15 protein-coding genes are annotated in these 19,073 nt (G+C 70.5%); 8 read left to right on the top strand and 7 right to left on the bottom strand.

The features are described 5' to 3' along the window. The first annotated feature begins 10 nt into the window (after positions 1-10). Positions 11-1,045: a Gfo/Idh/MocA family protein gene (locus ACFKCF_RS32535; RefSeq protein WP_394499084.1), complete on the top strand. Its 1,035-nt coding sequence runs from the start codon at positions 11-13 to the stop codon at positions 1,043-1,045. Positions 1,046-1,206: 161 nt separating this feature from the next. Then, positions 1,207-2,499 carry an ankyrin repeat domain-containing protein gene (locus ACFKCF_RS32530; RefSeq protein WP_394499083.1) on the top strand — a complete coding sequence of 431 codons (1,293 nt, stop codon included), beginning with the start codon at positions 1,207-1,209 and terminating at the stop codon, positions 2,497-2,499. On the opposite strand, the gene ACFKCF_RS32525 is transcribed toward ACFKCF_RS32530, so the two are convergent. Continuing rightward, on the bottom strand, positions 2,479-3,204 hold the full coding sequence (locus ACFKCF_RS32525; RefSeq protein WP_394499081.1) for an alpha/beta fold hydrolase: 726 nt from the start codon (positions 3,202-3,204) through the stop codon (positions 2,479-2,481). The two genes, ACFKCF_RS32530 and ACFKCF_RS32525, sit on opposite strands and share 21 nt — an antisense overlap. A gap of 104 nt (positions 3,205-3,308) precedes the next feature. On the opposite strand from ACFKCF_RS32525, the gene ACFKCF_RS32520 reads away from it, so the two are divergent. The 3 genes from ACFKCF_RS32520 (at position 3,309) to ACFKCF_RS32510 (ending at position 6,889) form a co-directional block, all read left to right on the top strand. Beyond that, positions 3,309-4,181: a helix-turn-helix domain-containing protein gene (locus tag ACFKCF_RS32520; protein WP_394499080.1), complete on the top strand. Its 873-nt coding sequence runs from the start codon at positions 3,309-3,311 to the stop codon at positions 4,179-4,181. 99 nt (positions 4,182-4,280) lie between these two features. Further along, positions 4,281-5,852: a PP2C family protein-serine/threonine phosphatase gene (locus tag ACFKCF_RS32515; protein ID WP_394499079.1), complete on the top strand. Its 1,572-nt coding sequence runs from the start codon at positions 4,281-4,283 to the stop codon at positions 5,850-5,852. Continuing rightward, positions 5,849-6,889 carry a B12-binding domain-containing protein gene (locus ACFKCF_RS32510; protein WP_394499078.1) on the top strand — a complete coding sequence of 347 codons (1,041 nt, stop codon included), beginning with the start codon at positions 5,849-5,851 and terminating at the stop codon, positions 6,887-6,889. Before ACFKCF_RS32515 ends, ACFKCF_RS32510 begins: the two co-directional genes overlap by 4 nt. Positions 6,890-7,091: 202 nt before the next feature. On the opposite strand, the gene ACFKCF_RS32505 is transcribed toward ACFKCF_RS32510, so the two are convergent. The 4 genes from ACFKCF_RS32505 to ACFKCF_RS32490 are packed head-to-tail and all read right to left on the bottom strand — an operon-like array spanning position 7,092 to position 12,108. Beyond that, positions 7,092-7,994 carry a carbohydrate ABC transporter permease gene (locus tag ACFKCF_RS32505; protein WP_394499077.1) on the bottom strand — a complete coding sequence of 301 codons (903 nt, stop codon included), beginning with the start codon at positions 7,992-7,994 and terminating at the stop codon, positions 7,092-7,094. After that, positions 7,991-8,872 carry a carbohydrate ABC transporter permease gene (locus ACFKCF_RS32500; protein WP_394499076.1) on the bottom strand — a complete coding sequence of 294 codons (882 nt, stop codon included), beginning with the start codon at positions 8,870-8,872 and terminating at the stop codon, positions 7,991-7,993. Before ACFKCF_RS32500 ends, ACFKCF_RS32505 begins: the two co-directional genes overlap by 4 nt. Next, positions 8,872-10,242, bottom strand: coding sequence for an extracellular solute-binding protein (locus ACFKCF_RS32495; protein ID WP_394499075.1), 1,371 nt, complete (start codon positions 10,240-10,242; stop codon positions 8,872-8,874). The genes ACFKCF_RS32500 and ACFKCF_RS32495 overlap by 1 nt, the downstream gene beginning before the upstream one ends. Positions 10,243-10,254: 12 nt before the next feature. After that, complete coding sequence (locus tag ACFKCF_RS32490; RefSeq protein ID WP_394499074.1) at positions 10,255-12,108, bottom strand: glycoside hydrolase family 127 protein; 1,854 nt, start codon at positions 12,106-12,108, stop codon at positions 10,255-10,257. 128 nt (positions 12,109-12,236) lie between these two features. Between ACFKCF_RS32490 and ACFKCF_RS32485 the strand changes: the two genes are divergently transcribed. The 3 genes from ACFKCF_RS32485 (at position 12,237) to ACFKCF_RS32475 (ending at position 16,848) form a co-directional block, all read left to right on the top strand. Beyond that, entirely contained in the window at positions 12,237-13,268 is a 1,032-nt protein-coding gene (locus tag ACFKCF_RS32485) for a LacI family DNA-binding transcriptional regulator (RefSeq protein WP_364854141.1), read from the top strand. Between the two features lie 109 nt (positions 13,269-13,377). Beyond that, on the top strand, positions 13,378-15,339 hold the full coding sequence (locus ACFKCF_RS32480) for an Ig domain-containing protein (RefSeq protein WP_394499072.1): 1,962 nt from the start codon (positions 13,378-13,380) through the stop codon (positions 15,337-15,339). 9 nt (positions 15,340-15,348) lie between these two features. Then, positions 15,349-16,848, top strand: a complete 1,500-nt coding sequence (locus tag ACFKCF_RS32475; RefSeq protein ID WP_394499071.1) for an Ig domain-containing protein — start codon at positions 15,349-15,351, stop codon at positions 16,846-16,848. Positions 16,849-16,899: 51 nt separating this feature from the next. On the opposite strand, the gene ACFKCF_RS32470 is transcribed toward ACFKCF_RS32475, so the two are convergent. Both ACFKCF_RS32470 and ACFKCF_RS32465 read right to left on the bottom strand, forming a co-directional pair. Further along, positions 16,900-18,150: a hypothetical protein gene (locus ACFKCF_RS32470; protein ID WP_394499070.1), complete on the bottom strand. Its 1,251-nt coding sequence runs from the start codon at positions 18,148-18,150 to the stop codon at positions 16,900-16,902. A 40-nt stretch (positions 18,151-18,190) separates the two neighbouring features. Then, positions 18,191-18,964, bottom strand: a complete 774-nt coding sequence (locus tag ACFKCF_RS32465) for a pectate lyase (protein ID WP_394499069.1) — start codon at positions 18,962-18,964, stop codon at positions 18,191-18,193. Positions 18,965-19,073 lie beyond the last annotated feature (109 nt).

Genomic DNA, 19,073 nt, shown 5'->3' with positions numbered 1-19,073 from the left:
AGGGGGCCGCGTGACCTTCGACACCGTCAAGGAGGACAGGCCGCTGCGCGGCGTGGTGGTCGGCGCGGGCTACATCGGCGGCCAGTGGGCGCCCGAGCTGCTCGCCCACCCCGGCACCGAGCTGGTGGGCTGGGTGGACGTGGTGGAGGAGCGCGCCCGGGCCTCCGCCGCCGAGCTCGGCCTCGACGACCTGCCCGTCAGCGCCTCGCTGACCGCCGTGCTCGACGGCGAGGAGCCCGACTTCATCGTCAACTGCACCGTCCCCCAGGCCCACCACGACGTGACGGTCACGGCGCTGGGGCGCGGGGTGTCGGTGCTGAGCGAGAAGCCCATGGCGGTCACCCTGGACGAGGCCCGATCCATGGTGCGGGCGGCCGACGAGGCGGGGCGGCTGTTCGCGGTCAACCAGAACCGCCGTTTCATGCAGACCCTGGTGGCCTTCCGGCGCACGGTGGCCGACCTGGGCTCGCTGGGGGTGCTGACCTCGGAGTTCTTCATGCCCTACCGTGGGCCGGCGTTCCTGGGGACACTGGAGCATCCGCTGTTACAGGACATGGCGATCCACCTGTTCGACGCGGCGCGGGCGGTGTCGGGGACGGATCCCGTGTCCGTCTACTGCGAGTCGTTCCGGCCGTCGTGGACGTGGTATCCGGGGGCGTGCTCGGCGACCGCGATCTTCGAGATGACCGGCGGGCTGCGCTACACGTTCGCCGGGAGCTGGTCGGCGCCGGGCCAGGCGACGTCGTGGACGGGCAGCTGGCGGGCCGCCGGTCCCCGGGGGACGGCGCGCTGGGACGGCAAGAGTGATCCGACGGCCGAGGCGGCCGAGGGGCACGTGGTGCGGCCGCACCCGCCGGAGGCCGACGCCTTTCCCGGTCGCCGGCGCTTCCAGGGGCTGGCCGAAGGGCTGGAGGAGTTCGTGACGGGGCTGCGTACGGGGCAGGCGCCGCAGGGCGAGTGCCACGACAACATCCGCAGCCTGGCCATGGTCACCGCGGCCCTGGAGTCGGCCCGCACGGGCGCGCGGGTGCCGATCACGCTCTGACACGCCGGGGGCCGTGTCCCGGCGCGGCCCCCGCTAGGATGGGAGGGCGCTGCCGGGCGCGTCCAGTCCGCGGGGAAGGGATCATCCCACCGGCGGCACACCCGCATGTGGCCGACGGACCCCGGCCCGAGCTCGCGGACCCGGGCAGCCGGAGGTTCGCCGTGTCCGATCTTCCCCAGCGCCCTTCGCTGGAGCACCTGCGCAAGCAGGCCAAACACCGCAAGCGCGCCCGGGGCATCCCGCTGAGCCGGGCGCAGTTCGAGCTGGCCCGCGAGTACGGCTTCCCGAGCTGGCCGAAGCTGGTCGAGCACGTGCGCGTCGCCGCCCTGGAGGGCATCGAGCGGGCGCTCGTCCTGGCCGATCCGGCCGCGCTGGCGGCCTTCCTGCCGGCCGGTGAGCCGGTCGGCGGCCTCCCCCCGCTGCTGGCGCTGCTGCGGCGGGCCGTCGCCCCCGCCGAGCGGGTACGCGAGTGCGCCAGGCTCCTGCTGGAGGCGGGCGCCGACCCCGGGAGCCACACCGTGGAGGGGGACGGCAGGCGGACGGCACTGTTCGACGCCGTGGAGCGGGGTGACCCGGCCCTGGTCCGGCTCCTCGTCGAGCGGGGCGCGCCCGCGGACGCCGACGCCTTCTACCACGCGTGCGAGCAGTCGGACCCGGCCTTCCTCGACCTCCTCCACCGGCCCGGCTTCGAGCGCATGGTGGTGCACAAGCTGGACTTCGAGGACGCGGCGGGGCTGCGCTGGTTCCTCGACCGCGGCGCCGACGTGAACGCCTGCCGCGCCCTGCACCAGGCCATCGCCCGCGGCCGGGGCGTCACCATCCTGACGATGCTCCTCGACGCCGGGGCCGATGTGAACCTGCCGTGGGACCGCTGGGACGTCGGCCGCCGCCCCCTCGCGCTGGCCGCCCGCTGCGGCCACCTGGCGGCCTACGAGCTGCTGGCCTCGCGTGGCGCGACGGCCGAGCTGGACCCGGTGGACGCGGCCGTCCTGGCCGTGGCCCGGGGCGAGTCGGCGCGCCTGCCCGCCGCGCCGCCGCCGGCTCTCGGCAACCCGGCGGACACCGGGGACTACGGCTGGGCGCTGGGCCAGTTCGCGCTGCTGGGCCGTACCGACGTGGTTCGGGCTCTGCTGGACGCCGGGATGGCGGTGGACACGCGCGGCTGGAGCAACTTCACGCCGCTCGACCAGGCCGCCATGCACGGCCGGACGGCGACGGTGCGGCTGCTGATCGGGCGTGGCGCCGATCTGGACGACCGCGCCTTCGACGACGAGGGGCCGACGCCGCTGGACTGCGCGCTGTGGGGGCTGCGCAACAACCGCGCGGAGGACGGCGACTACCTCGGCACGGTGGAGGCGCTCCTGGAGGCGGGCGCCCCCACCCGCCTGGGCCCGCCCACGGGCGATCCGGCCGTCGACGCCCTCCTGGAACGGTCAGCCGAGCTTGAGCAGTAGCTCGGAGAGCTCGACCGGCATGGTGATCATGCAGTCGTGGCCGGTCGCCAGCTCCCACACCTGTGCCGGGCTGCCGTTGGGCTGCATCGCGGGGACGGGGCGCCGGGTGATGCCTTCCGGCATGCCGACGGTGCAGTGGATGTGGGTCCGCGGGATCGTGTTCACGGCCGGGTTGTCCAGCCGGACCGGTTGCCGGAGGCAGCGCACCGGCTGATCCGACAGCATCGAGCGCAGCCAGGCGGCGTCCGCCGGGTCGGTGACCCCGAACAGGCCCGCGGGCGGCGGCAGCTCCGGCAGCGGCGGAACCCGCCAGCCGCTGCCGGACCGCACGGCGCGGTCGATCAGGGCCCGGGTCACCGGCTGGACGTCGGCCGCGCTCTCGCCGTCCTCCGGGACCATCGCGTCGAGGTAGACCAGCCGGGCGATCCGGTCCGGGACCTGATTGGCGGCGGAGGAGATGACCAGCCCGGCGTAGCTGTGCCCCACGAGTGTCACCTCGGTGAGGTCTTCCTCGATGATCAGCCTGACGACGTCGTCGACGTGCGTGTCCAGCCCCACCTCGGGGCCGAGCAGATGCGCCTTGTCGCCGAAGCCGGTCAGCGACGGCGCGAACACCCGGTGCCCGGCCGACGCCAGCAGCGGGACCACCCGCTCCCAGCACTGTCCGCTGTGCCAGGCCCCATGTATCAGCAGATATGTAGACATGGTTGCCCAGGCTGGCGATCAGGCCCTGACGGAGCCAGAGCCCCCGCGATCCTGGGGGTGACAGGACCAGGCAGGCAGGCGGTCGCCCGGATTACAGTGCGGAGATGAGCGAATCGAACCTGCTGGGTGATTACGTGCGCGCGCGCCGCGAGCTCGTCACTCCCGAACAGGTCGGCATCCCCGTTTCCGGGGTGCGGCGCGTGCCGGGCCTGCGCCGGGAAGAGGTCGCGATGCTGGCCGGCATCAGCGCCGACTACTACCTGCGCCTGGAGCAGGGCCGCGACCGCAACCCCTCCGCCCAGGTCCTCGAATCCCTCGCCCGGGTCCTGCGGCTCGACGACGACGCGACGGCGTACCTGCTGCGCCTGGGCGCCGGCAAGCCCCGGCGGCGCCGACGCCGGCCCAGGAGGGAGACCGTCCCGCCGGGCGTCGCCCAGCTCGTCGCCACGCTCCCGCTCCCCGCCTACGTCGAGGGCCGCTACTTCGACGTCCTCGTCGCCAACGCCTTGGCGACCGCTCTGTCGCCCCGCCTGGCGGCCGGGGCCAACCGCCTGCGGGACGTGTTCCTCGACCCCGCCGAGCAGGCGCTCTACCCGGGCTGGGAGAGCGCCGCCGCGGGCATGGTCGCCGGCTTCCGCGAGTCCGTCGGCACCGACACCGACGACCCCCGATTCATCGAGCTCGTCGGCGAGCTCTCCCTGGCCAGCCCCCGCTTCAGCCGGCTCTGGGCGCGCCACGACGTGGTGGCGTGCGAAGGCGCGCCCAAGCACATCGACCACCCCCAGGTCGGTGGCCTGCGGCTGAACCGGGAGAGGCTCGGCGTCGGCGGCACGTCAGGCCAGACGCTCGTCGTCTACCACCCGGACCCGGGCACTGACAGCGCCGACAAGCTCGCGCTTCTCGCCTCGGCCATGAGCGACTTGAAGACCCGCATGCCGCGTGAGGTCGGCGGGGCAGGAGCAGCCAGAGGGGGATGAAAGATACTGCAAAGAACCATATGACGTGACGAAAACCATGGCCCCCAGCACGTAGAGTGACGGATCTGGAGAGGGCTCTGGGGCGAGGTCACGATCGGGATGGTGTGGGAAGACGCGCCGTACCCGATGCTGACGGTCGACACCGCCGGCATCATCGAGCAGGCGAACGAGGCGGCCCGGCTGCTTCTCGCCGGCGCGGCCGTCGGCGTACCGCTGGCGCGGGTCGCCCCGGCCTGGCTGTCGCGGGCCCACCGCGAGGTCTGCGCCGGGCGCCATGGCGATCAGCGGGCCCGCGGGCCGGTCGGCGGGCCGGTGTTCGAGGCGCATCCCGTGCACGCCGACCGCCGTCGGGTCACGTGGTGGCTGGTCGACGTCGACGATCAGGAGCGGGCCGTCGAGGAGCTGCGCGCCGAGCGGGAGTGGACCGCTTTCATGGTGCAGGCGTCCGTCGAGCTGCAGTCGTCGCTGAACCTGGAGCGTTGCCTGGAGGCGACCGCGCGCCTGGCCGCCCGGCGGCTCGCCGACACCGCGCTGGTCGTCATGCCGCTGGCCCCTCGCCAGTACGCGATCGTCCGCTGCGGGCCGCGGGGCGAGGTGTCCAGCGAGCGCGCGTCCATCGATCCCCGTACGGTTCCGGGGCTCGCGGAGGCGCTGCAGGGTTTCCCCCCGGCGCCCACCCGGTGGATCGAGCCGGCCGAGGCCCCCTCGTGGGTGCTGCGTGACCAAGGCGGCGAGGTGGGCTGCGTGGCGGTGACCGCGCTGCCCGGCCATGGCCTGCCCGCGGGCGCGCTGGTGCTGCTGCGCCGTACCCCTCAGGCCGGGTTCTCGGACGCCGAGCAGGTGTTCGTGCCGCTGTTCACCGCGTGGGCCGGCGCGGCGATCTCGGTCGCGCGGCTGTACGCCGAGCAGGCCGCCATCGCCGAGACCCTGATGGCCGAGCTGCTGCCGCCCGTGACGCCGCCGCTGGAGGGCGTGGAGCTGGCGGCCCGCTACCGCGCCGCGGGCGACAGCGAACGCGTCGGCGGCGACTTCTACGACGTGCATCCCGTCGGCGGCTCCGGCCGGGAGTCCCTGGTGGTGCTCGGCGACGTGTCGGGCAAGGGCCTGGAGGCCGCCGTGCTCACCGGCAAGATCCGCAACGTCCTGCGCGCCCTGGTGCCGCTGGCCGACGACCACCATCGGGTGCTCGAACTGCTGAACGGCGTGCTGCTCACCCACGGGGAGCCGACGAGCTTCGTCACGCTCGTCCTGGCCTCGATCGAGCGCCGCGAGCAGCGGCTCGGGTTGCGGCTGACCAGCGCCGGGCACCCGCCGCCGCTGATCCTGCGCAACGACGGCCGCGTGGAGCCGGTCCACGGCGTCGGCACGCTGATCGGCCTGTTGGAGCACATCACCAGTGTCACCGAGTCGGTGCTGCTGGAGCCCGGCGAGACGTGCCTGCTCTACAGCGACGGCATCGTCGAGGCCAGGGGCGGCCCGCTCGGCGACGAGTTCTTCGGCGAGGAGCGGCTGTGCGAGCAGCTCCGGCAGTGCGCCGGCATGCCCCCGGAAGCCGTGGCCGATCGCGTGCAGATGCTGGCCTGCCAGTGGGTCGGCGGCGGCGAGCACGACGACATGGCGGTCGTCGCCATCACCGCGCCCCGCGAGCCGTCTCACCGCGAGCTGCCATGACCCACGACGTCGAGGAACGCGTCGAGGCGCTGTGGGCGGCGGCGACGGCCGGGGACGAGTACGCCGCCGGCGGCGCGGTGCTGGCCGCGCTCGACGCCGGGATGCCGATGGAGACCCTGCTGGTGGACGTCGTCGCCGCGGTGCAGTCGCGCGTCGGCCGGGAGTGGGCGGCCAACCGCATCACGGTCGCCCAGGAGCACACCGCCACGGCCGTCAACGAGCGCGTGCTCGCCACCCTCGCCCATCAACCTCCCGTACGGGGAGAGCCCGGCAGGGGCCGCGTCACGGTGGCCTGCGTCCACGGCGAGTGGCATGCGTTCCCGGCGCGGCTGCTGGCCGAGGTGCTGCGCCTGCGCGGCTGGCACGTCGACTACCTGGGGGCGCAGGTGCCCACGCCGCACCTGGTCGCCCACCTGCACCGGACGAACCCGGACGCGGTGGCCCTGTCCGGCTCGCTCGCGCCCCGGCTGCCCGCCGCGCACGCTGCGATCACGTCGTGCCAGGGCGCGGGCACGCCGGTGCTGGCCGGTGGCGCCGCCTTCGGCCCGGACGGCCGCTATGCCCGCCTGCTCGGAGCCGACGCCTGGGCCCCCGACGCGTGCGCCGCCGCCGACCTGCTGGCCGGCGGGCCGCCGCCGCGCCGGAGCGCCGACGCGCCGCCGCACCTGGCCGGCCCCGAGTACGCCGCCCTCACCGGATCCGCCGCGGACCTGGTCAGAGGCGTCGTGGCGGAGCTGATCCGGCGCGTCCCAGAGACGGCCCCGGCTTACGCGGAGCGCCGGCTCGAACACCCCGCCGACGACGTCGCGTCCATCGTCGACTACCTGCGGGCCGCCCTGTACGTCGACGACCCCGAGCTGTTCTCCTCCTTCGCGGGCTGGATGGCCGAAGTCCTCACGGCCCGCGGCGTCCCGGCGAGCGTGCTGCTCACCGTCCTGGAGGCGCTGGCCGAGCGCCTCCCCGGCTCCCCCCGCGCCCTCGTCATGCTGGCGGAGGCGCACGACGTGGTGCGGGGCCGCCGCACGGGCGATCATTGATCGCGTCGGCAGCGGAGCGGACAAGGAGGGCGAGATGGCGATCGACCTGATGGCCTCGGTGCGCCTGCTGGAGGCGGTGACGGAGCGGGAGGCGGACCCGCGCGCGGCAAGACCGACCTGATCCAGCGCTTCGTCGACGAGGCCCGCCGATCACGCGGCCTGCCCCTCGTCCCCGTCTGGGAGGAATGAGGGGGGTTCACGCCTAGTTCTTGATGCCCGTCAGGGTGACCCCCTCGATGAAGTAGCGCTGCATGAAGAAGAACAGCGCGATGATCGGCGCGATGATGGCCGCCGAGGCCGCCATGAGGTAGCCCCACTGGGTGATGTACATGCTCTGGAACGACGCCAGCCCCAGGGACAGCGTGTAGTTCTCCTCGTTCTGCAGGTACAGCAGCGGCCCGAGGAAGTCGTTCCAGGTGCCGATGAACGTGAAGATGGTCACCACGATGATCGCGGGTTTGGACAGCGGCATGACGATCGTCCAGAACACCCGCCACGGCGAGGCCCCGTCGATGTAGGCGGCCTCGTCCAGCTCGAACGGGATCGTCAGGAAGAACTGCCGCAGCAGGAAGATGTTGAACACTCCCCCGCCCGCCCCGGCGAACCAGCTCGGCACGGTGAGGGGCGCGATGGTGTCGATCGCGTCCAGCTCCTGCCACATGATGAACGTCGGGATGAGCGTCACCGCGTACGGCAGCATCACGCCGCTCAGCAGCAGCGCGAAGACGATGTTGCGCCCGCGCCAGCGCAGCCTGGAGAAGCTGAAGGCCGCCACCGCGCAGGTCAGCACGGTGCCCAGGACGCTGATGACGGCGATGACCACCGTGTTGAGGAAGTAGCGGGCGAACGGCTGGGTGGTGAGGGACTCGCTGAAGTTCGACCACTGGAACGGCGAGGGGATCCACTGGGGCGGCGAGACGAACATCTGCGCGTCCTGCATGAGCGCGCTGCGCACCAGCCAGACGAACGGCAGCAGGGTCGGGATCGACCCCGCCACCAGCGCCACGTAGAGCAGGATCCGACCATATCTGCGCGGTTTGCGCAGCCCCTGGGTCGGGGCCACGCCTCGCGCGGTGGTCTTGTCCGGTGTCGCCAGGGCGGTCATCGCGCGCCTGCCATCTCGTAGTAGACCCAGCGGCGGGCGTTTCTGAACATGAGGAACGTGACCACCATAATGATCATGAACAGGGTCCAGGCGAGGGCGCTGGCGTAGCCCATCTCGCTCTCGGTGAACGCCTTGCGGAACAGGTAGTAGACGTAGAAGAGCGTGGCGTGGTTGGGGCCGCCCTCGGTCATCACGTACGCCTGGTTGAACACCTGGAAGGTGCCGACCACGCCGACCACCAGGTTGTAGAAGATGGTCGGCGTCATCATCGGCAGCGTCACGTGCCAGAAGCGCCGCCACGCGCCGCCGCCGTCGATCGAGACGGCCTCGTACAGGTGCCTCGGCACGCCCTGCAGCCCCGCCAGGAAGATCACCATGGTGTTGCCGAAGCCCCACGTGCTCATGATGATCATCGAGGGCACCGCGGTCGACTCGGCGTAGATCCACTGTGAGCCCGGCAGGCCTCCCTGCCGGAGCAGGGAGTTGAGCAGGCCGAAGTCCGGGTTGAAGATCCAGATCCACAGGACGACGTTGGCGATGGCGGGGACGAGCGTCGGCAGGTAGAAGATCGTCCGCCAGACGGCCAGGCCGCGCACCTTCTGGTTGAGCAGCATGGCCACGGCGAAGCTGACGATCAGCACCAGCGGCACCGCGCCGAGGGTGTAGTACGTGGTGGTGGACAGCGACTTCCAGAACAGCTCGTCCTGGACCATGGTGGCGTAGTTGTCCAGGCCGATGAAGTTCGGGCTGGCGCCGATCGTCCAGTCGGTCAGGCTGAAGAACGCCGACGCCACCATCGGCCCGATCGTGAAGATGACGAAGCCGAGGATGGCGGGCAGCGCCATCAGGACGCCCCATCGTGCTTCGAGGCGGCGCATCAGAGCTCCTGGGTGTGCTGCCAGCCCTGGAGCATGCTGGAGATCTTCGGCGCGACGGCCTTGAGGATCTCGGCGGCCGGGCGCTTGCCGGTCTCGAGCTCCTGGAGAGCGGGGGTGAGCACGTCGCTGGAGATGGTGGACATGTTCTTGACGCGGTTGCCGAACGTGGGGACGCCGTGGTCGCGCGCGTAGTCCACCACGGCCGTGCGGAACTCCGCCGGGTGGAGCTCGTTCTTGGTCCAGGAGTCGATGGAGGCCTGGTCCTCGTAGTACTTCTTCTCCTGCGGCATCCACAGGCCCTTGGCGAACAGGTCGACGTAGCGCGGGTCGTTGTGGAAGGCGAACAGCTCGACCGCCTCCTGCTCGTGCTTGGACCCCGCGAACACCGCCGAGGCGCCCGCCACCTGCGAGGAGGTGAACGGCTCCTTGTACTTGGGCAGCACGCCGATGCCGTAGTCGACCTTGCTCTCGTTCATGTCGAGCAGGCTCCAGTGGCCGTCCACCACCATCGCCACCCGCTTGGTCTTGAGCAGGATGTTGGTGCCGGGCACGTCGTCGCCGGTCGCGGCCAGCTGGCCCGGGCCGGGGGCGACGCGGTGCTTGTAGATGAGGTCCTGCAGGTTCTGGAACACCTGGATCGCCTCGGGCGTGTCGAGCAGGCACTTCTTGCCGGTCTCGTCGGCGAAGTCGACGCCGTTGCTGCGCAGGAACCCGTACCAGGCGGCGCCGTAGGTGATGCTGCTGGAGATGCCGAACTGCTTGATCTGCTTGGGGTCGAAGCCCGACTCGTCCGGGTGCTTGCCGCTCTGGTCGATGGTCAGCTTGTAGGCGTTCTCGACGAGCTGGTCCCACGTCCACGCGGAGGCGGCGTCGGCGGGCGGGGTCACCCCGGCGGCCGCGACGGCGGACTTGCTGTACCACAGCAGCTCGATCTCGTTCGCGGTCGCGACGCCGTGCAGGTTGTCCTGACCGCTCCACAGGTACGCGTCCGGCAGGTATCCGGCCAGCTGCGGATATTTCTTCAAATAGGGGAACAGGTTGACCAGCTTGCCCTGCTGGCCCAGGCGGTACGACATCGCCAGCGGCACGTACCCGGCGTCCGGGAGCCGGTTGCTGGCCACGAGCGTGTTGAGCTTCACGTCGTACTCGTCGGGCGTGTAGAGCGGCTTGACCGTCACCCCCGCGTGCTTCTGCTCGTACTGCTTGAGCATCCGCTCGACGGCCGCCTTCTCGAACGTCGAGCCCCAGTACATGAACTGGAGCTGCACGTTCTTGCCGCCCGAGCCGGAGCCCGAGCCGCCACCGCAGGCCGCGGCCGCGGTGCCGAGGGCGGCGAGCCCGCCCAGCTTCAACAGGTCGCGTCTTCTCATCCGCGTCTTTCCTTACGCGAGGGGGATCCAGACCCGCATCGGGCCGCCGTCCCGGTTGTCCCACTGGAAGTAGGGGACGGCGGTCGCGGTCACGCTGGTGCTGGTCGCCAGGGGTTTCGTGGTGTACGGCAATCCGCCGCGCGGCTCGTCCACGGCGACGGCGTCGGTTTCGATCACTACGGTGCGCCCCACGCCCGGGAGGTCGTCCACGGGCTTCGGACGCAGGGGTGCCTGCGGGCTCAGGGCGAGGTCGTCCACCTCGACGCCCTCGGGCTGGTCGGCCTGCTCGAAGCAGTAGACGAGCGGTCCGCGCTCCAGGGCCACGCTGCCCCGCACCGCGTCGATCCTGCGGTGGGGGTGGACGAGCCTGGGCGTCATGTCGAGCCGGAGCTCGACCGTGTCGCCCTGACGCCACCGACGACGGATGCGGAAATATCCGTCTTCGGCGGCTCGGGCGGGAAGGTCATCGATGTAGGTGTTCTCGCTCCAGGCGGGGATGCGGAGCGCTAGCTCCCATTCGCCCTCGTCCTCGATCGTGAGGCGGACGAGCCCGTCCCACGGGTAGTCGGTCTCGATCCGGACCCGGCCGTGCACGGTCCCGGGGACGTACTGGTGCAGCTGCAGGCCGGCGTCGGTGGTCGTGGCCAGGTAGGAGCCGAGCGAGGCCACCAGGCGCATGATGTTCGGTGGGCAGCAGGCGCACGCGAACCACTCCCTGCGCCGCCCCAGGTAGGCGTCCTCGACGAGGTCGGCGCGGCGCTGCAGCGGGTTGACGTAGAAGAAGCGCACCCCGTCGGCCGACGTGGAGGCGGCGAAGGCGTTGTAGAGCGTGCGCTCGATCAGGTCGGCGTGGCGGCCGTGGCCGGTGGCCAGGAGCAGCCGCCAGTTCCAGTGGATGCTCGCGATGGCGGCGCAGCTCTCGCTGTAGGCGCGGTCGGACGGCAGCTCGTACCGCTCGCCGAACGCCTCGCCGTCGTGGCGCGAGCCGTGGCCGCCCGTGATGTACGTCTTGGTCGCGACCATGTCCTCCCAGCGGCGCAGCGAGCACTCCAGCAGGGACTCGTCGCCGGTCTCCAGGTAGACGTCGACGATGCCGGCCTCCAGGTAGAGCTGGCGCACGGCGTGCCCGACCGCGGTGTCGGCCTCGCGTACCGGCAGGTGGTCCTGGGCGTACAGCATGCCCATGCCGCTGTCCTTGATGAGGCCCTTGCCGCGGTTGTCGATCAGCTTGGACGCCAGCTCCAGGTACGTGCGCTCGCCCGTCAGCCGGTACAGCTCGACCAGCGCGGTCTCGACCTCGGCGTGGCCGTCGATGCCGTCGTTCCCGCCGGTCAGGAACTCCTCCACCAGGTGGTCGGCGAAGCGCCTGGCGACCTCGACCACCCCCTCGCCGATCCCGGCGCGGGCGGCCGCCACCGCCGCCTGGAACAGGTGGCCCGCGCAGTACATCTCGTGGCTGTACTCGAGCTCGGCGTAGATCTTGTCCGGCTTGACGACCTGGTAGTGCGAGTTGAGGTAGCCGTTGTCACGCTGGGCCTTCTCCAGCACGGCCGCCGCCTGGTCGGCGAACTCGGCGTACTCTGGCTCAGGGGCGCGGACGTGCTCCCACGCGACCGCCTCCAGCTGCTTGTAGAGGTCGGAGTCCTGGAAGCGGTAGCCCTGGAAGGGCCCTTCGCCCTCGCCCGCGGCGCGGCGGAGGTTGGGCAGCACGCCCGAACGCTCCATCTGCTCCAGGCCCAGCGGGATGCTGGCCTCGTGATTGATCCGCTGCCATCGCGCGAACGGGCCGCCGGTGATGACGACGTCATTGATGCCGATCGGCCGCCACAGTGCCCGACTGGACGGAACGACAGGACTCTGATGCATCGAGCTCCTCTAACCTCAACCTCGGGGCCTCGCTGAGAAAACCTTGGGAATAGGTTTTCTCAAACGGAGGGTAAGGTGTGATACATCACAGGTCAAGAGCGGATGCTTGTGCGCGAAAGGGGACTCGGTTGACCAGTCCTTCCGATGGGGCGGCGAAGACCATCACGATCAGGGACGTCGCGGCGGCCGCCGACGTGTCGATCGGCACCGCGTCCAAGGCGCTCAACGGCCGTGGCCGGATGCGCGACGAGACCCGCGACCGGGTGCTGGCCGCCGCCGAGCGCCTCGGCTTCCGGCCCAACCCGCTCGCCCAGGGGCTGCTGGCGGGCCGCACGTACACGGTGGGCCTGGTCACGGGCGACAGCTTCGGCCGCTTCAGCATCCCCGTGATGCTGGGCGCCGAGGACGCGCTGGGCGCGGGGCAGATCTCGGTGTTCATGTGCGACACGCGCGACGACCCGATCAGGGAGCGGCACTACGTCGAGCGCCTGCTGGCCAGGCGCGTCGAGGGCATCATCGTCACCGGGCGGCGCACCGAGCCGCGCGCCGGCATCGGCCGTGACCTGCCCGTTCCCGTCGTGTACGCGATGACGCAGTCGACCGACGACTCGGACGTGTCGATCATCCCGGACGACGAGGGCGGCGGGGCGCTGGCCGCCCGCCACCTCATGGCGACTGGCCGCACCCGCATCGGCCACGTCACCGGGCCGCAGCGCTTCCAGGCCGCGCGGCGGCGCGCCCAGGGCCTGACCACCGCCCTCGCCTCGGCCGGGCTGTCGCCCGCGGGCGAGATCCTGTACGGGCAGTGGAGCGAGGAATGGGGGCGGCAGGGCGCCGACGTGCTGCTGCACGCCGCGCCCGACGTGGACGCCATCTTCTGCGGCAGCGACCAGATCGCCCGCGGGGTCGCCGAGACGCTGCGCGAGCGGGGGCGGCGGGTTCCCGAGGACGTGGCGCTGGTGGGGTTCGACAACTGGGAGCCGATGGCGCTGGGCTGCCGGCCGCCGCTGACGACCGTGGACATGAACCTCGGGGAGATCGGCCGGATGGCGGCCCGCCACCTGCTGGACGTCATCGCGGGCAAGCCCGCCACCGGCGGCGTCACGATCGTCCCGGCCAGCCTGGTCCTGCGCGAGTCGACCCGCCGCGCCGCCCCGTAGCGCGGGGCGCTGCAAGGCGCTGCAAGGACGGCGGATGGGGTTGACCGGTGCTGTGTAACACCTTACTGTGCGCCAGGGAAAACCTATTCCCATCCTTTAAGGAGTCCGAATGGACCGAGGATGCCGCAGCGCCCCGAAAGCCGCCAAGGGCGCCAGGCGAATCACCGTGGCGGCAGTCGTACTCGCCTCCTTACTCACCGGCGTGTCGCAGCCAGCGCACGCCGCCGCGCCGACCGCGACGGTCGTCGACATGTTCGGCAGGACCGTCAACGACTACGGCGTCAAGCTCGTCGACTGGCAGGGCTACCTGGCCAACCCGTACGTCGAGCTCACCGTCAAACCCCCGACCGGCGTCCAGTACCCCGTCACGATCGACCTCAAGGCCGAGGGCACCTCCAGGCTCATGATGGACCTGCCCAGCCAGCTCACCGCCACCGGCGCCACCAAGACGCTGACGTTCGCGAACGCGAACGACCAGAAGGTGTTCCGCCTCGCGATCCACTCCAAGCGGGGCCCCGGCCAGGATGAAAGTTACACGCTCAAGCTGAACATCCGGGACGGGTCAGGCACCACGACCCAGCAGCAGCTGCCGATCCGGGTGCAGCAGGACGAGAAGACCGCGCTGCAGCCCAGCCTGCCCCTCACCTTCGACTACCGCTACGACACCATCACCGGCTACTTCAACGAGCCGAACTTCAGGACCGCCGCCGAGGAGGCGGTGAAGGACTGGTTCAGGTTCTTCGACATGCAGCCGTTCGACACCGTGGCGGCCGGGGCCGAGAACAACCACCTGCCGGGCAACGACTGGCAGAACACCATCAACGTCACCAACAACGCCGCCTACAACGGCATGTACGTGTTCTTCCGCGGCATCCAGACTCCGTACTCGACTGGCTACCCCGCCGCCAACGGCAAGTACAGCACCCGGGGCGGCCAGCAGCTCGCGGGCCCGCTGCACCGCTCGACCGCGATGATCTTCGAGTACGACGAGGCCGGCAAGAAGCTGTTCACCTCCCTGGCCGACGAGGACTGGTACAAGACGGAGATCGCCGGCTCGGTGCTCGACGTGCACGGCCTGGTCATGCACGAGTACGGCCACGCCGTCGCCTACCACAGCGACTGGGCCGGGATGCGCTCCTACGTCGCTTCAGGTGGCAATGACCCCGACGTGGTCGCCTACGAGGGCTACCCCGTCCCCCTGGACAGCAGCTACCACATCCCCGGCGACCAGAAGTACTGGGACCGGCTCAGCGGCCAGAACGGCGGCTGGACCCACATGTTCCCCACCCGCCGGTGGATGCTGACCAAGCTGGCGCTGCTGGTCGCCGAGAACGCCGGGTGGAAGCTCAACCGCAACCTCACGCCGTTCCTGCCGCCGTCCATCGTCACCACCTCCCTGCCGTCGGCCACGCCGGGCACCGCCTACAGCCAGACCCTCCAGGCCAAGGGCGGCGTGCCGTTCTACGACTGGCAGGTCACCAGCGGCTCCCTGCCCGCGGGGCTGACGCTCGACCGGTTCACCGGCGCGATCAGCGGCACCCCCACCACGGCCGGGACGTCCAGCTTCACCGTCCAGCTGCGCGACTACGACAAGCTCAGCACCCCGCAGACCAGGACCTTCCAGCTGACGGTCGGCAGCGGCGGCGGCACCTCCACCAACGTGGCCGGCAGCGCGACCCCGTCGGCGTCCTACACCTCCCCGTGGGAGAGCGTGGCGGCGATCAACGACGGCATCGACCCGCCCAGCTCGAACGACACCGTCAACCGCCGCTGGGGCACCTGGCCCAACACCGGCAGCCAGTGGGCCGAGCTCACCTGGCCGTCCGCCCAGACCCTCAAGTCGGCCGACGTCTACTTCTTCGACGACGCCGACGGCGTGCGCCTGCCCGCCTCCTGGAAGCTCCAGTACTGGAACGGCAGCGCCTACGCCGACGTCCCCGGCACCTACCCGATCGCCATCAACGCCTACAACAAGGTCACGTTCAACCCGATCAGCACCACTCGCCTGCGCGTGGTCCTGCAGAGCGGCCAAGCCTCGGTGGGACTGCTCGAAGTGAAGGCCTACACCTAGAAGGGTTCAATGCGGAAGATCGCCATCTTCAGCGCGCTGGCTGCCCTGGCCGGCGCGCTGTCGGTCCCCTCTCCCAGCCTCGCCGCACGCCAGCCCGCCCCCGCGCTGGACGTGTTCGACATCTTCTACCGCAAGGTGAACGACTACGGCGTCCGACTCGTGGACTGGCAGGGCTACCTCGCCAACCCCTACATCGAGCTGACCGTGCGCGCGCCGAAGGTCCCCGGCATCCAGTACCCGCTGAAGGTGGACCTGCAGGCCAAGGGCACGTCCCGGCTGATGTTCAACATGCCGAGCGAGCTGACGGCCGCCGGGGCGACCAAGTCCTTCACGCTCACCGGCCCCGCCGACCGCGAGGTCGTGCGGCTGGCCATCCACTCCAAGCAGAGCGGCGGCCAGGACGAGCAGCACCAGTGGATCATGAAGACCACGGACGCGAGCGGCGCCACCGGCACCCAGACCATGCCGATCCGGGTGCAGCAGGACGAGAAGACCCCGCTCAAGCCGACGATCCCCATCGACTTCGACTACCGCTACGACGACATCACCGGCTACTTCAAGGACCCCGGCGTCCGCAAGGCCGCCGAGGCCGCCGTGCGGAACTGGTTCGCCTTCTTCGACCTGCAGCCGTTCGACACCGTCCCGGCGGGCGACGAGGTCAACCGGCTGCCGGGCGATGACTGGCAGAACGAGGTCGAGGTCTCCAACGCCAAGCCGTACAACGGCATGTACGTCTTCTTCCGCGGCATCCAGACCCCGTACTCGACCGGCTACCCCACCATCAACGGCAAGTTCCACACCCAGAACGGCAAGCCCACCCCCTACCACCGCTCGACCAGCATGATCCTCGAGTACGACGAGCAGCTGATGAAGCTGTTCACCTCGCTCAAGGACGAGGACTGGTGGAAGACCGACCTCGGCCAGGTGATCGACGTCCAGGGCCTGGTCATGCACGAGTACGGCCACGCGGTCGCCTTCCACAGCGACTGGCAGGGCATGGCCGACTACGTGGCCTCCAAGGGCAGGGACGACCGGGAGGTCATCGACTACCAGGGCTACCCCGTACCGCTCGACACCAGCTACCACGTGCCCGGCGACGACCCGTACTGGGACCGGATCAGCGGGCAGAGCGGCGGCTGGCGGCACGTCTTCCCGACCCGCAGGTGGGAGCTGACCAAGCTGTCGCTGCTGATCGCGGAGAACGCCGGCTGGAAGCTCAACCGCAAGCTGACCCCGTTCCTCAAGCCCTCGATCGAGACCTCCGCCGTCCCGGCGGCCAAGGTCGGGGTCGCCTACGAGCAGCGGCTCCAGGCCAAGGGCGGCGTCCCGTTCTACGACTGGCAGGTCACCGGCGGCGCCCTGCCGGAGGGGCTCACCCTCGACCGGTTCACCGGAACCGTCACCGGCAAGCCCGCCAAGGCCGGGTCGTACGAGTTCACCGTCCAGCTCAGGGACTACGACAAGCTGAGCACCCCCGTCACGCGTGACTACAAGCTCACCGTCGGATAGCACGAAGGAGAGCGGCGGTGACCCCGCCGCCCTCCCCCTTTTCATCGTTCGTCAGAGGCCGTAGCGGCTCTTCAGGTGCCGCCACCAGTCCCGGAACATCCACTTGTCGAACTCCGTGATCTGCGCCGCGCTGCCCGCCTTCATCAGGAAGCAGCACTGGCCCGTCGGAGTCCAGTCGTAGAAGTCGTCCAGGCCGAACGAGTGGCCCATCTCATGCAGCAGGATGTGGATGTTGTCGGTGTTGAGGTTCGACATGTAGTACTCGCTGCCGATCCGCTGCCCCCAGTCGCCTCCGGCTCCCCCGCCGAACCCGGCCGTCAGCCAGAGCGACATGTCGTAGTGGTGCGAGGCGCCGCCCGGGCAGTTGGGGTACTGGCCGCTCTGGTTGAAGAACCGGCCGCAGGGCTCGGCGCACTGGGGCGCGTTCTCGCGGATGTTGTTGACGTAGATGTCCACGGAGCTGTCGCTCCACTGCAGCTGCGCCCGGTCCCGTACGGCCCAGCCCACGACCTTGACCGGCACGTTCGCGTAGGGCCAGCCGTTGTGGCCGGCCATGACGTCCATCCACTTCTTGAACTGGCGGGCCAGCGCCGCGTGGATCTGGTCACGCTGCGCCGCCGTCACGGTGGCGGTGGTGTCCCAGCGCACGCAGTAGTTGATCGAGCCGCCGTTGGCCATGACCTGGTCCCAGCCGTAGTTGCGGAACCCGTACAGGTTGGGGTACGTGCTCTCGACGTGCTGCCAGACCTCGTTGAGCGGGGTGACCAGGTTGGCGGGCGGGTTCCAGGTCGAGGTGCCGCCGCCGGAGTCGGGGGCCCACGCCTTGACCTCCAGCAGGCCGACCGAGCCCGCGCCGCTCTGCAGCTGGATTCGCAGGCGCGTGGTGCTGACCTGCGTGAAGGTCACCTTGTTGTAGGCGTTGACGGCGATCGGGTACGAGGCGGAGATGTCGGTGTAGGCGCTGCCGTTCCAGTACTGGAGCTTCCAGGAGGCGGGGACGCGGACGCCGCCGCCGTCGTCGAAGAAGTAGACGTCGGCGCCCTTGAGGGTCTGGTTCGAGGTCCAGGTGAGCTCGGCCCACTGGGTGCCGGTGTTGGGCCAGGTGCCCCAGCGGCGGTTGACGGTGTCGTTCGAGCTGGGCGGGTCGATGCCGTCGTTGATGGCCGCCACGCTCTCCCATGAGGAGGTGTAGGAGGCGGACGGGGTCGCGGTCCTGGCCACGTTCGTGTCGGCCAGGGCGTTCTGGATGGGTAAGAAGAACGTGATGATCAGGAGGAGGGGCAGGACGGCCAGGCGTTTCATTCGGGCCTCTCTGATTGTGGTAGCGCTAACATCCGGAGGTTCACCGGTAGGTGATGTCCGATGAAGAGTAGATGCAGTTCACGCCGTCGGCCCCGGATCCGATCTTCACCGGCTCCTGGCCCTTGGGGACGCCCCGGTACTTCTCGCAGATGGTGGCGCTGCCGTACACGGTGATCCGGCTGAACCTGGCCGTGTCGCCCCAGTTCGTGTTGATGCCGGCCAGGACCTTGGTGGTGCGGACGGTGACGCCGTCCATGACCACGTTCCGCCGGTAGGAGGTGGAGCAGTTGCCGCAGGCGCGGTAGAGCTTGCCCGAGCCGTGCACCTGGAAGTTCCTGATGGTCAGCGTGCCGGCGCCGTTGTGCTGGAACACCTTGTCGGAGGCGGACTTGGCGCCGCCGCCGTCCACCAGGTAGGTCGCCGACGAGCTGGACGACTTGAACGTCGCCGCGTCCTCGCCCACGTCGTTCCACCACACGTTGCGGATGGTGCACGAGCCCTCGCAGTGGATGCCGTCGCCGGCCGGGGCGTCGATGATGACGTTCTGGATGGTGCCGCCGTTGGCCACGACGAACATCGGGTCCTGGCTCTCGCCCTGGCCGCCGTCGCCGATGCCGTAGTAGCGCTTCATGCCGCCGTCGAAGAACGTGCCGGCGTTGCGGGTCGAGGTGAGATGCACGCTGCCGGTGTTCGAGGGCCAGGGACCGCTGCCGTCGGTCGGGGCGGCCTGCGCGGCAGGCGCCGCGGTGACGGCGGCCAGCAGCCCGGCGGCCATCGCCGTGGCCACCACGGTGGAACGGGATCGGATTGTCAAGGTCGCCCTCCCTAGGTTGGTAAGCGCTTTCCCAGCGAGACTGAACCGCGCCTGCTTTGATCGCACGGGCACGGGTCCGCGTCAAACCGCGGAGCGGAGCCTCGTGGCC

Source organism: Nonomuraea sp. JJY05, from assembly GCF_043496855.1.
GTDB lineage: Bacteria > Actinomycetota > Actinomycetes > Streptosporangiales > Streptosporangiaceae > Nonomuraea.
Note: the sequence above shows the minus strand (reverse complement) of the source record. Positions and strands in the feature narration are given on the sequence as shown.

What these genes read in the sequence shown, in the direction of transcription:
- ACFKCF_RS32505 (WP_394499077.1), bottom strand. Translation starts at nt 7,994, where the DNA reads ATGACCGCCCTGGCGACACCGGACAAGACCACCGCGCGAGGCGTGGCC.
- ACFKCF_RS32480 (WP_394499072.1), top strand. Translation starts at nt 13,378, where the DNA reads ATGGACCGAGGATGCCGCAGCGCCCCGAAAGCCGCCAAGGGCGCCAGG.
- ACFKCF_RS32515 (WP_394499079.1), top strand. Translation starts at nt 4,281, where the DNA reads ATGGTGTGGGAAGACGCGCCGTACCCGATGCTGACGGTCGACACCGCC.
- ACFKCF_RS32510 (WP_394499078.1), top strand. Translation starts at nt 5,849, where the DNA reads ATGACCCACGACGTCGAGGAACGCGTCGAGGCGCTGTGGGCGGCGGCG.
- ACFKCF_RS32490 (WP_394499074.1), bottom strand. Translation starts at nt 12,108, where the DNA reads ATGCATCAGAGTCCTGTCGTTCCGTCCAGTCGGGCACTGTGGCGGCCG.
- ACFKCF_RS32500 (WP_394499076.1), bottom strand. Translation starts at nt 8,872, where the DNA reads ATGCGCCGCCTCGAAGCACGATGGGGCGTCCTGATGGCGCTGCCCGCC.
- ACFKCF_RS32495 (WP_394499075.1), bottom strand. Translation starts at nt 10,242, where the DNA reads ATGAGAAGACGCGACCTGTTGAAGCTGGGCGGGCTCGCCGCCCTCGGC.
- ACFKCF_RS32520 (WP_394499080.1), top strand. Translation starts at nt 3,309, where the DNA reads ATGAGCGAATCGAACCTGCTGGGTGATTACGTGCGCGCGCGCCGCGAG.
- ACFKCF_RS32470 (WP_394499070.1), bottom strand. Translation starts at nt 18,150, where the DNA reads ATGAAACGCCTGGCCGTCCTGCCCCTCCTCCTGATCATCACGTTCTTC.
- ACFKCF_RS32525 (WP_394499081.1), bottom strand. Translation starts at nt 3,204, where the DNA reads ATGTCTACATATCTGCTGATACATGGGGCCTGGCACAGCGGACAGTGC.
- ACFKCF_RS32475 (WP_394499071.1), top strand. Translation starts at nt 15,349, where the DNA reads ATGCGGAAGATCGCCATCTTCAGCGCGCTGGCTGCCCTGGCCGGCGCG.